Genomic DNA, 15,696 nt, shown 5'->3' with positions numbered 1-15,696 from the left:
AAAAACATGATATTTTTACGTATTTATACTTATTTTTAAGTATTTAATTAACAATAATATGTTTGATTGGCTTGACTCGAATAAGTAACAATATTCAATGCTTTTGATTTATCTAAATCTATAAAGGATACAGAAGAGGAAATGGAATGATGAGAAAAATAAAGTTTATTTTGTAGTTATAGCTAAAAAAATGCGAATAAATTATGGATGCACAATTAAGCAGTAATGAAATTAACACCGCGCGTGAATTATTGTCAGATTACACCCCTGCACAGCACGCATTAGATCACTTGGAAAGACACAATGGCAAATTTGACACGTCTTTTAATGATTTGTGGGTAGAAAAACATGGCGTAACGGTAATGCCACAGGGAAAATCTCTTTGGCAGACAACATTGAAAGTATTGCGTCAAGAACTCTGCGGCGACGATGGCTTTCGTGGTCAACTCAAAGAGTACACTAAAAATCAAGGAAATGCGCCCTTACTGACAGGATTGATTGTTTCTCTTGTTGGGATAGCTACGGCACATGGTTTACCAATTGATCCAGCGATCGCTACTGTGATTGTTTTATATATCCTCAAAATTGGACTCAATATATTTTGTGAGTATACCGAACCACCGACAGATAATTTAGCAACTCAGCCCGTTTAGTCGCAGATTTGTTAAGACTGTATGAATGAGACACCGTACAAAAAAATCATCAACAAAATGTGAACTTCAGTTTTTTGTGGCGACTGATTCTGCTAAGTTAGTAAACTAAGTAGCTGGTAATGCTTGCACAACTTTCTGATCCGGCGGAAGTGTTGATTAAAGCAGGCACATATCGATTTAATATAAAGTTATGGCGCTCATAGTTCAGAAATTCGGTGGTACATCTGTCGGTTCAGTCGAACGCATACAAGCTGTTGCTCAACGTGTTCATAAAACTTTTAAAGCAGGAAACTCTGTAGTTGTAGTGGTTTCCGCAATGGGTAAAACCACCGATGGACTAGTTAAACTAGCTAAAGAAATTTCGATTAATCCTAACCGCCGAGAAATGGATATGCTGCTTTCTACTGGAGAGCAAGTCACCATTGCCTTACTCAGCATGGCATTACAAGAAATGGGACAACCAGCAATTTCTATGACTGGCGCTCAAGTCGGAATTGTAACCGAAGCTGAACACACCCGCGCCCGAATTTTGCATATTGAAACTGATCGCCTAAGTCGCCACCTCAATCAAGGCAAAGTAGTTGTAGTAGCCGGATTTCAAGGTATATCTAGCGCCAAAGAAATGGAAATTACCACTTTGGGACGTGGTGGTTCCGACACCTCAGCAGTAGCTTTGGCAGCCGCATTACGAGCTAATTTTTGTGAAATTTATACAGATGTACCAGGAATTTTAACTACAGATCCTCGCTTAGTTCCTGAAGCTCAATTAATGGATGACATCACCTGCAATGAAATGTTGGAGTTGGCAAGCTTGGGTGCAAAAGTACTCCATCCTCGTGCTGTGGAAATTGCTCGTAACTACGGCGTTCCTTTAGTGGTGAGATCTAGCTGGACTGATGCCCCTGGTACTTGGGTAACATCACCTCAACCCCAAGAGCGATCGCTTGTAAATTTAGAAATTGCCCGTCCTGTAGATCATGTAGAATTTGACACCGATCAAGCAAAAGTTGCCTTGTTACGCGTACCCGATAAACCAGGAGTCGCAGCGAGGCTATTTGGAGAAATAGCAAGACAACAAGTAGACGTAGATTTGATTATTCAGTCAATTCACGAAGGTAACAGCAACGATATTGCCTTTACTGTAACTACACCCATATTAAAGCGGGCAGAAGCAGTTGCCGCAGCGATCGCCCCAGCCTTAAGGAATCAATCCCACCCGAAACTAGAAGAAGCTGAGGTGATGGTAGAGCAAAATATCGCCAAAGTCAGTATTGCTGGTGCAGGAATGATCGGTCGTCCTGGGGTTGCTGCCAAAATGTTTGCCACCTTAGCAGCCGCCAAGGTGAACATCCAGATGATTTCTACCAGTGAAGTAAAAGTCAGTTGTGTAGTTGATGCCACAGAATGCGATCGCGCCATCGCTGCACTTTGTAGCGCCTTTGAGATCGAGGTAAGAGAGCAGGGAGCAGCACTTCGGCTACGCTCAGTGACCGGGAGCAGGGAGCAGGGGGCAGGGAGCAGGGAGCAGGGGGCAGGATATCAATTTATCTCAGAACCTCTGTCGAATATTCCCCTCGTTCGCGGTGTCGCCCTAGATATCAACCAAGCACGTCTGGCCATTCGCCAAGTACCAGATCGCCCAGGAATGGCGGCAAAACTGTTTGGACTATTGGCACAAAATAATATCAGCGTGGATATGATTATTCAATCTCAACGCTGTCGGGTAATTGATGGTATTCCCAGGCGAGACATTGCTTTTACAGTCTGCCAAGTCGATGGAGAAAGTACACAAAAAATGCTCACCCAAGTCGCAGCAGAATTAGGATGGGGTGAAGTTGTCTTGGATAATGCGATCGCGAAGGTAAGCATTGTTGGTGCAGGTATGGTAGGACAACCAGGAGTTGCTGCTAAAATGTTTGAGGCGCTAGCCCAACACCAAATTAATATTCAAATGATTGCTACCTCAGAAATCAAAATTAGCTGTGTTGTGTCACAAGAGCAAGGCGTACAGGCTTTACAAGCCATTCATGCTGCCTTCGATTTAGCAGGTAGTGAAAAATTTGTAGTTCCAGCTTAAAAGACTAACTCCCGCCGGGAAACCCTCCCGCAGAACTTTTCGCTTTCTTGAAAAGTTCTTAAATTTTTAATTTTTAATTTTTAATTTTTAATTTCCGTAGGAGGTTTAGCTTTGCATGACAGCTACGATTTCAGAAATTCGATGTTCACCGCACCAAACTAAATCAAGTTCCTTGAGTTGTTTTAGACTAATACTTTCTGCTTCTGCAATGCGATAAGAGTTAAATTCTCCCATTGCTGCTAGTAAATCTTGGAAGATAACGATTTCATCGAACTGGGGATTTGTTTGTTCGTCATTCAAGATTGCCGTAGCACGTTCCTGTGATAGTCCTTGGAGAGATTGAAAAATGAATTTTGTGGGGAAATCCACATCTTGGAGTGCAGGATGACGTTTTACTAAACCAGCCAGTACTACTCCCAAATAAGCTGCTGCTTGATAATTAGTTAATGATTGCACCTTTTGGGATGCTATTTTGATTAAATTTGTAAAAAATGCACACCCCAGTTGTTGTTCGATCGCCATCATGGGATCTAAGACTGAGGAAGTTTGTACCTGTGCCTCAAATAATGCCCGATGTTCTGGCGGTAATTGGTTGAGTAAAATTTGTTGAGCGCGATCGCTAATGATCATCTCATCATCTAGCCCGAAACTGAAGTCCTTGCCTGGTTCTAAGCCCGCATTCACGAAAATATGAAAAACATTATTTTGGGCTTGTTGCTGCAATTGTTGATATTTTGACTCTCCCAAAAAATGTTGCATTAACCAACAGTGGCTATCAGCATCGCATTCGACTATTACCTCGTTAATAATTACCTCAGTTAACTTTTCTCCCCCCAAAATTTCTTGCCACCGTTCTATTAAATTGTTAATTGCAGTTATATCACGCCGATGTAGCGCCTCAAACAATTGACGCTTCGCATTAGCCGCTTGGTTTTTGTTTCCTCTAAATACGTTGAATTTCAATTTACTATTGGGGGTTTCTAGTGTTTCCGTTTACAATACCTTGTACCTCACCTATAAATAAAGTGTCATGAGTGGGATCACTGAAAAGCAACTTATATGTTATAATACAAAACTTTATATATATTTGATTTATCTCTATAAGAAAGTTAGATAAAATTAATAAATACCAGTAATAACACTAATATATAATCAAATAATTTTAGTATAAAAGCTTATCTAAAATCATGGATGGACAAATTCTAGATGCACGCTACCGAATTATCAAAGTCTTAAGTGTGGAGGAAGTAGTACAAACTTATTTAGTTGAAGACACTAGTCTTCCTGACCAACAATTTGTAGTGAAACAGCTACATCTTGCTAAAAACCATCCCCAAGATTTAACAGTTTTACGGCGTTTATTTGCAGAAGAAGCAACAGCCATAGCAAAACTAGGAAAAGAACATGACCAAATTCAAAAGCTAATTGCTTCTTTTGAAGAAAATGAAGAATTTTACTTAGTCCAAGAATTTATTTTTGGTAGTCCTTTAACTGAAGAGGTTTTATTAGGAACTCCTCTAGAGGAAGACCAAGTAATCAGCCTCCTCTTTGAAGTATTAGAAATTTTGTTATTTGTCCATAGTTGCGGGGTAATTCACTTAGACATTAAACCAGCAAATATTATTCGCCGAGAGTCAGATAATAAATTAGTTTTAGTAGATTTTGGTGCTGTACAGGAAATTGTGACTACGATAGTTGGTAATCTCGAATATATACCTGTAGAACAATTGCATGGCAACCCTCAATATAATAGCGATATATACGCTTTAGGTATAGTAGCGATCGCCGCACTTATTGGTTTACCAGCTAACGAAATATCTAAACTCCAAAGTCAGAAAAATGTGCTGACAGGCGAGATTGTTTGGCGCAACCGCAGTATGAAAGTTAACCAAAATCTTGCAAAAATTATTGATAAAATGGTACGTTTTGATTACCGTAAGCGTTACCAATCTGTAACCGAAGTTTTACATGACCTCCAGCAGTTAACAAATCAGGAACCTGAAGGTAAAAAATATAATTCTAAAAAACTATGGTTAATCACAGCAGGTATAGCAAGTTGTATAACATTTAGTATCGCAAGTTGGTTTTTTCAGTCACCAAAATTTGTAGATAATACCCAACAATTATTTCAGGAAGGAATTACCAAATACAACCAAGGCAACTATAAACAAGCAGTTGACAACTTAACTCAGGTTATTAAACTAGAACCAAAAAATGCTCTAGCTTACAATCGACGAGGTGATGCTTTTTATCGGTTAGGAGATTATCAAAAATCTCAAGCAGATTCTAGTCAAGCAATTTTGCTCAATCCTCAAGATGCTAATGCTTATTATGATCGAGGATTTTCTGCTTACGAATTGGGTAAATATCAAGAAGCGATCGCTGACTGTACCCAAGCAATTAAACTTGATTCTAAAAATGCCTACGCTTACTATGGACGAGGTTTAGCTAATACTCAACTTGAACAACATAAAAAAGCAATTGCAGATTTTAGCAAAGCGATCGCCCTCAAGCCTAAATATACTGACGCTTATTTACAGCGGGGTATTCTCCACCGTCGCCTCAAACAAAAGCAAGCAGCAATTAAAGATTTTAATGCCATCATTGAAATGAATCCTAACGATGCTAGAGCTTATTATCAAAAAGGTTTAACTGAATCTTTGAATCAACAAAAATCTGCTGCGATTAGTGATTATACCAATGCAATTAATCTTAATTCTCAATATATAGAAGCTTATCTGCACCGTGGGGATATTTATAGCGAACTAGGTAATAAAGTAGAAGCTACTGTAGACTACAACACGGTTTTGCAAATTAATCCTAAATTGACTGTAGCCTATATTCACCGAGGTACTCATTTGTTATCTTTTGGAGATTATCAAGGAGCAATCAAAGATTATACCCAAGCAATCAAACTAGAGCCGAATAATGCTGCGGTTTATAATAACCGTGGTAACGCTTATCTCGATATGGGAAATAAAAAAGCAGCAAATCAAGACTATACCAAGGCGATCGCCATTAATTCTGACTATGGTTTAGCCTATTACAACCGAGGTATTACTCGCGCCAAGTTGGGGAATAAAAAGGAAGCGGTTGCAGATTTTAAGAAAGCAGCACAACTGTTTAAAAAGAAGGGAGATAAAAATAGTTACAAAGATGCCCAAAGGGAACTTAACTTATTGCGAAATAGGTGATACCAATTCTGTATAATAATTAATCATTTTTACTCCAAATCAGGTTCTACACCCAAAGCCCGCAGTTGTTCTATCAACCGTTCTTTTTGCCGCCTTTCTTGTTCAGTGCGCTGTCTTTCTTGTTTAGTACGTTGTCTTTCCGCTTCTGTAGGAGTCAAAACCCAATTACCTAAGGCATCATACCAACGTAACCAAGGCTGCTGAATATTATGATAACTGCCTTGCCAAACTCCTAGACCTAACTCTATTTCTGGTATCCAAAAACGAGAATTTGATAAACTCACTTCTGCATAACGACCACCATCTAATTTAAACATTTTAAATTCGTATTTATAGCGGTCAAAAATTGCGTAATAGGGTATCCTTAAAATTTGTTCATACACCTCCCATTTTGTTGGAGGTTTTGCAGCATCCCGCAAAGTTTGTCCTAAATCTTCTTTTTCAGTTCCCGGTGAAAGTAATTCCACAATAATAAATGGACTAATTCCCTCTTGCCAAACCACATAACTCAGCCGTAAATCCCCATTTTTATATAGAGGTGAAATATCCACAGCCACAAACCAATCTGGTCTTTTGTACCATGTGGGATGATGGGGGTCATAATAAAGATTCATGTCACTAGCAGTAAATATTTTGTCGCTAGGATAACTAGGAGAGTTAAAAGTTTCGTCTAATAAACGGGGTTGTAATAAATGAAACTGATCAGGCAAGCCAGGTTCCTCTGGATCTTCACTCTTGAGATCGTACATGGTGGGTAACACTTCTTCGGGAGAACGGGGTGGATCAGTTTGATACATTGGAAAGCAGTCCTTTAGAAGTTCTGACTCTATTATGAAATAATTCCTCCTTCTACGTTCTCTGCACCTGTGTGGTTTGTTAAATTCTGCCTACCCTATTGCACATCTTTAATTAATTGATACACTTGTTCTTCATTAGCCGTTAGCCCAGTGAACCAGCGCCTATGGTGCATGTGAAGCGTGTGGAACTTACCAATTTCAAATCCTTCGGTGGTACTACCTCAGTTCCTCTGCTACCGGGGTTTACTGTCATTTCTGGCCCTAATGGTTCGGGTAAATCTAATATTCTAGATGCGCTGCTGTTTTGTCTAGGACTTTCCAGTTCTAAGGGGATGCGGGCCGATCGCTTGCCGGATTTGGTTAATAATAATCAAACGGCTAAGGGACGGGCGGCAATTGAGGCTAGTGTGACGGTGACGTTTGATTTGTCGGATTTGTCAGATGTCAGTTGTCAGTCGTCAGTTGTCAGTAGCGGCGAAGAATCGACACAAACTGAACAGCAATCAACAGAAAATGGTCAACGTCCGACTGAATGGAGTGTGACTAGAAGGCTGCGGGTGACTCATCAAGGAAGTTATACGTCGAATTATTATATTAATGGGGTTTCTTGTACGCTGACAGAGTTGCACGAGGAACTGAGTAATCTGCGGATTTATCCTGAAGGTTACAATGTTGTGCTGCAAGGGGATGTCACTAGCATTATCTCGATGAATGCTAAGGAACGGCGGGAAATTATTGATGAGTTGGCAGGGGTAGCAGCGTTTGATCGCAAGATTAATCAAGCGAAGAAAACTTTAGATGAGGTAAAGGACAAAGAAGATAGCTGTCGGATTATTGAGACTGAGTTAACTGCACAACGCGATCGCTTGTCTCAAGATCGTGCTAAAGCTGAGAAGTACCAAAAACTCCGCACGGAATTTTTACATAAGCAATCTTGGGAAGCTGTTTTATCATGGCGATCGCTCCAAGCACAACAAGAAAAGTTAGTCAATGAAATTCAAACAGGCGATCGCAATTTTGCAGAACTCACGACTCAACTGACAAATCTGAATACAGAAATTGCTCAAAAAACCGCACAACTTGAAGAACTCAATGCTCATGTGAAGGCTTTGGGAGAAGAGGAAGTTTTGGCGGTACAAGCTACTCTGGCTACTCAAGAAGCGGAACGTAAACAATTACAGCGTCAACAAACGGACTTAACTACAGCTATTCAAGAAACTGCCAAACATCTAACTCAACAAGCGCAAGAAATTCAACAACATCAAAATTCTCTGGTAGAAATTGCCCAAACCCAGGTTGTGGAAGGGCAATCTATTGTTTACTCTCAGCAGCAAAGAAATGAAGCACAGCAAGCTTTAGATGCTTCACGGGAAGCAGCAGCAGAAATCGCCTCGGCTTCGGAAGCTTGGGTACAACAACAAACAGCTTTTAACCGCCAAATTGAAACTTTGCTGCAAACGCTAGAACCACAACGTACAGAACAAGCACAACTTCAAGAACGCAATCATCAATTACAGCAATTGATCACCGAACAAACTCAATTAATTGCTACTTTAGAACCTGAATTAGTAGAAAAACAAGCTGAGTGCGATCGCCTGGAAACGGCGTTTAATACTTCTAGTGAACCTATCCAAGATTTAGCTCAAAATTTAGCTGCAACAGAGCAAGAACTGCAAATCCAACAAGAAACCCAAAACCGTTTATTGCAAGAGCAACGAGAAAAACAACGGCAATTGGATAAAATAGAAGCGCAAGCGCAAGCACAGCAAGAAGTACAGGGAACCCAAGCCAGCAAAGTCATTTTACAATCGGCAATGCCTGGTGTTTGTGGTTTAGTTGTGCAGTTAGGACGGGTGGATTCTCGCTATCAGTTAGCTTTGGAAATTGCGGCTGGTGGACGCTTGGGACATATTGTGGTGGAAGATGACGGCATAGCGGCGGCGGGTATTGCACTACTGAAACAAAAACGCGCTGGGAGAGCAACTTTTTTACCGCTGAATAAAATTCATGCTCACAAACTTACTCAAGATGCAACACTGCGGTTAGCCAACGGCTTTGTTAACTATGCTGTTAATTTAATTGATTGCGATCGCCGCTATAAAGATATTTTTAGTTACGTTTTTGGCAACACGGTAGTTTTTGCCAATCTGGAAACGGCGCGTAAAAATTTAGGACTGTATCGCATTGTCACTTTAGACGGGGAATTATTAGAAACTAGCGGGGCAATGACTGGTGGTAGCAGTAACCAGCGTTCAGCATTGCGGTTTGGCAGAGGCGAAGCGACAGAATCAGATGAAGTAATTAATTTGCGAAATCGCTTAGTGGATATTGAGCGAATTTTAACTCGATGTCAGGAAGCGATCGCTTCTTTGTCAGCCAAGACAAAAAAATTCACCCAAGAACTCACAGAAGCGCGCCAAGCCAGGCGAGAGCAGCAGTTACAGTTGGAGCAGTTACAAAAAGAGATTAAGGGATTAACAGCGCAGTTATCAGGGACGCGATCGCAACTTGAGCAAAATAGCGAAAAGTTTGCCACGGCTCAATCTCGTCTACAAGTTTTAGAACAGGAATTACCAGGACAAGAAACTCAATTACAACAACTACGACACGCTTTAGCAGAGTTGGAAGCATCCCAAACCCCTAGTGAATGGCAACAAATCCAAGGGACAATTAAAACCCAAGAGCAACAATTACAACAGCGGGAAGCAGCTTTACGGGAAGCCGAGCAAAGATTAAAAAATTTGGAAAATCAGCAGCAACGGTTGCAAGAACGCATCCAAGAAGCCGATGCGCGAATTGTTCAATATCAGCAGCAGCAACAAACGCAGCAAAATCAACTCAGCGAACTGAAGAATACTGTTGAGGCGTTTAATAATCAAATTGCTGCAACTCGCGCCAATTTGAGCCAAATGGAGCAAAGCCTGGGCGAAGAGAAACATAAACGCGATGCAATGGAACAAGAAGTGCGATCGCATCTTTTGCGTCAACAACAACTGGAATGGGAAATCGAAAAACTTCAAGAAAGCCAACAAAAGCGGCGAGATGAATTAATTGCTTTGCAAAATCAGCTGCGCGATGTTGGTGCAGAATTGCCCAATCCTCTGCCAGAAGTGCCAGATCAAGTAGATTTAGAAGAATTACAAAAAGAATTGCGATCGCTTTCCAAACGCTTGCAGGCGATGGAACCCGTAAATATGCTGGCCTTGGAAGAATACGAACGCACCCAAAACCGCCTCGAAGAATTAACGCAAAAGCTGGAAACATTAGAAGCAGAGCGTACCGAATTACTTTTACGGATTGAAAACTTTACTACATTGCGACAACTTGCTTTTAAAGAAGCCTTTGATGCTGTCAATGAAAACTTTCAATCGATTTTTGCCACCCTTTCCGACGGTGATGGCTACCTGCAACTCGAAAATCCTGAAGATCCTTTTAGTAGCGGCTTAAATTTAGTCGCTCATCCCAAAGGTAAACCTGTACAACGTTTAGCTTCCATGTCTGGGGGAGAAAAATCCCTCACAGCCTTGAGTTTTATTTTTTCTTTGCAACGTTATCGCCCATCGCCATTTTATGCCTTTGACGAAGTCGATATGTTTTTAGACGGGGCAAACGTAGAGCGATTAGCTAAAATGATTAAACAACAGGCACAACAAGCTCAATTTATTGTTGTGAGTTTGCGTCGTCCGATGATAGAATCAGCCGAACGCACAATTGGCGTTACTCAAGCACGGGGAGCTTATACCCAAGTTTTGGGAATTAAGTTACAATCCTCGAATACATCTGCTTGAGTTTTTGTTAATAATAGTGTATAGATAAACCGGATTCGAGATCAGGACTCGGTATAGAATGACCTCTGAACAGATAATTAGGCGTTCCGACATATTAAACACCCAGGTAATTACCCGTGACAACGGTAAGCGGCTAGGTATTGTCAATCAAATTTGGGTTGATATAGATCAAAGAGAGGTTGTGGCTCTTGGCTTACGAGACAGCCTGATCTCTATTTCTGGTCTACCACGCTATATGTACCTCAACAACGTCAACCAAATCGGGGATGTCATCCTGGTTGATAATGAAGATGTTATCGAAGATATTGAAGTTGACACCCTCAGTAACCTGATTAACTGGGAAGTAATCACAGAAACAGGTGAAGTACTAGGCAGAGTCAGGGGCTTCAAATTTAACGGCGAAACAGGTAAGCTAGAATCTATAGCGATCGCTTCTTTAGGATTACCCCAAATTCCTGACCAGTTTCTCAGTACCTACGAATTTTCGGTGGATGAAATCGTCAGCACAGGCCCTAGTCGGTTGATTGTGTTTGAAGGAGCCGAAGAAAGAGTCAATCAGTTAACTGTTGGTGTACTGGAACGCTTGGGTATTGGTAAAGCCCCCTGGGAGCGTGATATGGAAGAGGAATTTGGCTATAGCGCTCCTCGCACCACTCCAGCATCTAATCAACTACCCAGTGGCGTACCATTACAGCCACCTCAACCCAGAGTTCGTACCCCCGAACCCATAGCACGGGAAGAAGAATGGACTGAAGACTATGTGGAAGAAGAAAGACCACGGCGCGAGGTAATGAGAGCGCGACAGTACGAATCCATTCAATACGAAGAAGACGAGGAAGATAACTGGAGCGAGGCTACAGGTAGTGATAGGTATCAAGAACCGCCCAAGTATGAACCCAAGGCTTACGTTGATGAATACGACGATTATGATGACCTAGAAAGTGATGCTTGGGAAGATACACCGCCACAACCAGTGAATATTCCTAAAAAAGTCAAGGAAAGGCAGCCAGAATATGAAGAGGAAGGCGGATACTAAGTTTACCATTTTCCCTGAGTAGGTTGGGTTGAGCGTAAGCGAAACCCAACATCAAACCTCAACATTCCCAAACACCTTTTAGCTTAATATTTTAAAGTTCTGAGCAGCAACTTTGCTGCTCAGACTTTTTTTTACTAATGCCTCTTCTGGTGCGTCGGCTGCACCTTATACCATTTCACGAAATATTTGAAACAGATGATTAGTCTTTAATTCTTTCCCCTGCTCCTCTGCTGCCTATTTGTATTAATTTTAAAGTGAAACGGTATTACTCATGGGGGAAAGCCTCACCAAGACCGCACTGCTTCACCTGTTGACCGTTCCCTGTTCCCTTTCATGTTAAAGACTAATATTCAGACCGTTTACTGAGCAAAGAATGTGTTACCCAACAATAGGCTTTTGCTTCAATAGTTCTCTCGGATTGATAGACTACTTTGATGTGATGTAATCCCCTCATAAAGACGTTTTCATGATTCTGACCCAAAAACTGAGAAAGCTTTAACAAGTGAGATGGCCAGTAATTTTGATGATTTTTTTCACGCACATATCCGGGATACGTCAAGAGTGCCTCTTGTTTCTGAGGAAAGCATAAACCGACCTTAACTAAATAATCTAAGAAAGCCCTCCACCGAGGCTCGTATTTGGGCTGTAGAGTCAAATAACACTCTAAACCAATTTTGGCTGCTACCCCAGCTTCACCAATATCCAAATCCAGGTCAATTCGTTCTACGTAAATCGAGAGTTCCTGCAACAGAGTTTTGAGACCATCAATCGATCCTGACCAACCTATATAACTGAGGTAATCTATAATTTGTGCTGGCGATATACTACGCAAGCAAATTCTTACCATATCTGACTGACGAGCCAACATTAAACCAACCTGAAAGACATAGACGTGAGTTGGTAATGCTTCCAGGCATCTAAAAAGTTGTTTCTCAACAATTGGTAACAGGGAATGACCGCGCAATAATTGAATTGCTGTTTGAGTCACCCATTTATGAGGATAAGAAACATTAGATGATAAAGCATGAATGGTCTGGGAACCAAAAAAGCAGCTTGGTATTGGAGACCTATCTAAGTGACCATCAACATCAAACTCTAACCAGATGTTATCGACATTAGAGTAGAGGGGCGAAGTCTGACTCTGCCAACAGTTTGCAAAGTTGCGAATTTGTCTCCACACAGGTTCTTTTAACAAGTCATCTGAGAAAGCGGTTTGACTCGTCAATATTTTCTGACCTACTTCTGCTGCACCGATACAAAGTAAAAAGTCAGCTTTTGCGGTTTCGGTTCCCAACCGACATTCAAAACCAAAAAAGTTAGTAAGTTGACTGGGTAATAAATTAGCGATCGCCTCAATATTATCCCAACTTTCTGTATCAATCAGTTGGGAAGATACATAGGGCTTTACTAAGGTTAAATATTCTGTGAGTGAATGCTCTTGAGTACAAATCATATTTTGAAAATAAGATAAATAAAAAACGAATATGGAAAATTATTCTACGAACTTTTCATCGTTGCGCCTGATAGAATTTCAAATTCAGGAATTAATTGCAACCTTTCTGGAGCTAAAGTGTATTGTTCGCAAATTAAACTGATCCGTGGTTGCGAACTTTGCACAGAATTGACTGAATGAAATAAGTTGCCAATAAAATAAAGCAGAGTGTTAACTTGAGGAGTGATTTGGGCAACTCGGCGATCGCCTTTTTCTAAAATTAGTTCTCCGCCTTGTAAATCTTCTGGAACTTGAATGTAAAGAACGCTGACTAAATTGGGAATTGTCCACACTTTCCCATAATCAGAAAGACTACAATCAACATGGGTTTCTACACAACCGCCACTTTCTATAATTAGAAAGTTGAGATAAAAGGCATTACAAGCTGACTTTAATGCCGTTTCTAAATAGAGTTGAAAATAAGGAAATAGTCTGACAACTTCCAGAATACTAGAACGCTTAAAGACTACAGAAAAGCCTCTAGTTTTATTGAAGCGATCGCTCAACTGACTATCTGCTAAATATGGAGATGACATAATAGCAGACTTGAGTTCGTCTAGATATGTCAATGGAAAAATATTGCATTTTTTAGCATAACAAGCAGTAGAAACGTTTTGTTTCGCTTGCATTAGTTCTATCAACGACTCTTTAAAGGTTGTCGGTTGGTTTGATTGAGATAGAGGTTGAACCATAAAATTTTACTAATACAAAATTCTGTTGTTTAATCCCGGACTACTATCAGCAATATATCCATCGCCAATTTTCCAAGGAATCACTTGAGTTGAACAGCCTACTTTTGCAAGTTCGGCGATCGCATCTTCGATTAGCTGTTCGTCGCTTTTAGTGTATTGTCCTAGTTCTGCCCAGCTATGAGCATAAGGTAAACAAACTTTGGCATCTACAATCGCACAGATTTCTGCAATACCTTTAGCCCCCAAGGTAGCGAGGTGAAATCCTTCTTTTTTATTGGTAACAGAGAAAATTTGAGGGTTACTAAGTAAATTACCTAAGATATCTGCTCCCCATCCAGACAGATCAGTGCCGATTGAGTTGTAAGATAGGGATAAAAAATTGCTCAATACTTGGTCAACTCCACCAAATTTTTGTTTGACATACTCTGCAACATCTCTCATCGATCCCATCGGATCGTCACCAGCATCAATCAAAAACCAAGAAGAGTAATAAGGTGTACGCAGTAAATAAGTATTACCCCAGTTTCGTAAATCTGGATGTTTAGGTTGATTGTACTCTGGAACTAAAGGTTGCTCGCCATAAAAGGGCAAGACATGAATTTCCATATCTCCGATCGCGATCGGCTCGGCATACCAATCTACTGCTATTACTTTTTGAAATCCCAAACCTTCGAGACGGGCTTTCATATCTTCGCAAGTCATCGAACCACGAGGCACTTTAGGAACGATAATTGGAATTTCTGGCGCAAACAACATCAGCGTGGGTAAGTTCCAATGGTCGTAGTGACTGTGAGAAATGAGAATGGCATCAACAAACCCCTCCAGCATGGCACGAGTAATATCTTGCTTGAGATTCGTTAGACCATAGTTGGAGTGTAATTGTGGGTCAACAAGTATCCCCGTTGTTTTTGTGCGATAGAGTAATGCTGCATGTTGTAATCGAAAAACCCCAGGTGTTTCTAGAGGAACTCCTTTATTTGGTTGGGGTTGTTCTCTGACAATCCACGACTTCAGCAATTTATCTAACAGGATTACCATCTCATCGCTTACCTGTTGACAAATTTGCTCGTAGTTAAATTTTGCTTGACCGCATAAATAAAGTAAATGATGAATTTCTGGTAAGACTAACTGATTTTGAATCGTCTGGGTTGCATGAGTGGATAAAAATGGAGACAGACGCTTGTTATTAAAAGATAAAGATAAAACTGGATTTTGCTCTGGAAATAGAAAAGGTTCTTTGAGGGAAAAACTTTCAACGACATTATTTGAATCAATGTCAAAGAAAGTTTCAGCTATTTGCGGATGATTTTTAGCTGCTTGAATAATGGACATTTTGAGATTGTCGCATTCAACAAATTGATTCAAGATGTCTTGAATAAAAGGCTGAATGCTATAACCAAAATATTCACTAGCAGTTAATGCTTGAAGTTGCGATCCTTTAGTAAAAGAAATGACTTGTTCCATGCTTGGTTTAGGTAGGGGGTAGGGGGCAGGGGGCAGGGGAGCAGGGGGCAGGGAGCAGGGGGATTAGAAATTAGCGTTTTATGAGCCAAGGAGATGAATTGTTGATTATAGTTACTAGAATGCCTAAAACTTGGTTGTAAACTGCATAAAGTTCTCTGCCTGTATCAACGTCTAAATAACTACATTTGACAGCAAATTTCAGCCAAGTTTGAGTTTCTGCTGCTTCGGCTTCACTGTCATTCAACTTAGCTACAAAGGCTGCTTCATAACGACGTTTTCTCCAAGCTACCCTTCGGGAACGCTCCGCGAACAGCTAAATTAGCACATACAGAACGGGATGATCTACGAATCTGATCGGTTAAAGAATAACGTTCTTCAACAGGAAACTTCTTAGATAATTCAAAAATTTTCATGGCTACATCAAATGCCATTTTATATACTTCCAAATCTTCATGACTTTTAATTGCTTCCTTTTCCATTCCCCCTGCCCCCTGCTCCCTGCT

10 protein-coding genes and 1 pseudogene are annotated in these 15,696 nt (G+C 40.6%); 5 read left to right on the top strand and 6 right to left on the bottom strand.

What is annotated here, in order from left to right; genetic code table 11:
- The first annotated feature begins 203 nt into the window (after positions 1–203).
- A complete protein-coding gene (locus QI031_RS06645; protein WP_281484405.1) occupies positions 204–653 on the top strand; it encodes a hypothetical protein in 450 nt (149 codons plus the stop codon).
- A gap of 190 nt (positions 654–843) precedes the next feature.
- Positions 844–2,730: an aspartate kinase gene (locus tag QI031_RS06640; RefSeq protein ID WP_281484404.1), complete on the top strand. Its 1,887-nt coding sequence runs from the start codon at positions 844–846 to the stop codon at positions 2,728–2,730.
- 105 nt (positions 2,731–2,835) lie between these two features.
- On the opposite strand, the gene QI031_RS06635 is transcribed toward QI031_RS06640, so the two are convergent.
- A complete protein-coding gene (locus tag QI031_RS06635) occupies positions 2,836–3,693 on the bottom strand; it encodes a hypothetical protein (RefSeq protein WP_281484403.1) in 858 nt (285 codons plus the stop codon).
- 224 nt (positions 3,694–3,917) lie between these two features.
- On the opposite strand from QI031_RS06635, the gene QI031_RS06630 reads away from it, so the two are divergent.
- The gene (locus QI031_RS06630; protein WP_281484402.1) at positions 3,918–5,924 is read left to right on the top strand and encodes a serine/threonine-protein kinase; all 2,007 of its coding nucleotides are present in this window, start codon (positions 3,918–3,920) and stop codon (positions 5,922–5,924) included.
- Positions 5,925–5,953: 29 nt separating this feature from the next.
- Here the strand turns inward: QI031_RS06630 and QI031_RS06625 are convergent, their stop codons facing one another.
- Positions 5,954–6,721: a Uma2 family endonuclease gene (locus QI031_RS06625; RefSeq protein ID WP_281484401.1), complete on the bottom strand. Its 768-nt coding sequence runs from the start codon at positions 6,719–6,721 to the stop codon at positions 5,954–5,956.
- 164 nt (positions 6,722–6,885) lie between these two features.
- On the opposite strand from QI031_RS06625, the gene smc reads away from it, so the two are divergent.
- Together smc and QI031_RS06615 are read left to right on the top strand one after the other, a co-directional pair.
- On the top strand, positions 6,886–10,509 hold the full coding sequence (gene smc / locus QI031_RS06620) for a chromosome segregation protein SMC (protein WP_281484400.1): 3,624 nt from the start codon (positions 6,886–6,888) through the stop codon (positions 10,507–10,509).
- Positions 10,510–10,567: 58 nt separating this feature from the next.
- Entirely contained in the window at positions 10,568–11,545 is a 978-nt protein-coding gene (locus QI031_RS06615) for a PRC-barrel domain-containing protein (RefSeq protein ID WP_281484399.1), read from the top strand.
- Positions 11,546–11,888: 343 nt separating this feature from the next.
- On the opposite strand, the gene QI031_RS06610 is transcribed toward QI031_RS06615, so the two are convergent.
- From QI031_RS06610 to QI031_RS06595, 4 genes and pseudogenes are all read right to left on the bottom strand, one after another.
- Positions 11,889–12,998, bottom strand: coding sequence for a hypothetical protein (locus QI031_RS06610; protein ID WP_281484398.1), 1,110 nt, complete (start codon positions 12,996–12,998; stop codon positions 11,889–11,891).
- Positions 12,999–13,042: 44 nt separating this feature from the next.
- Entirely contained in the window at positions 13,043–13,729 is a 687-nt protein-coding gene (locus QI031_RS06605; RefSeq protein WP_281484397.1) for a 2OG-Fe(II) oxygenase, read from the bottom strand.
- A 9-nt stretch (positions 13,730–13,738) separates the two neighbouring features.
- The gene (locus tag QI031_RS06600) at positions 13,739–15,193 is read right to left on the bottom strand and encodes an MBL fold metallo-hydrolase (RefSeq protein ID WP_281484396.1); all 1,455 of its coding nucleotides are present in this window, start codon (positions 15,191–15,193) and stop codon (positions 13,739–13,741) included.
- A 70-nt stretch (positions 15,194–15,263) separates the two neighbouring features.
- A pseudogene (locus tag QI031_RS06595) lies at positions 15,264–15,672 on the bottom strand (four helix bundle protein).
- Between the last annotated feature and the right edge of the window lie 24 nt (positions 15,673–15,696).

Source organism: Halotia branconii CENA392 (assembly GCF_029953635.1).
Lineage (GTDB): Bacteria > Cyanobacteriota > Cyanobacteriia > Cyanobacteriales > Nostocaceae > Halotia > Halotia branconii.
This window is presented reverse-complemented; position numbering and strand designations above follow the sequence as displayed.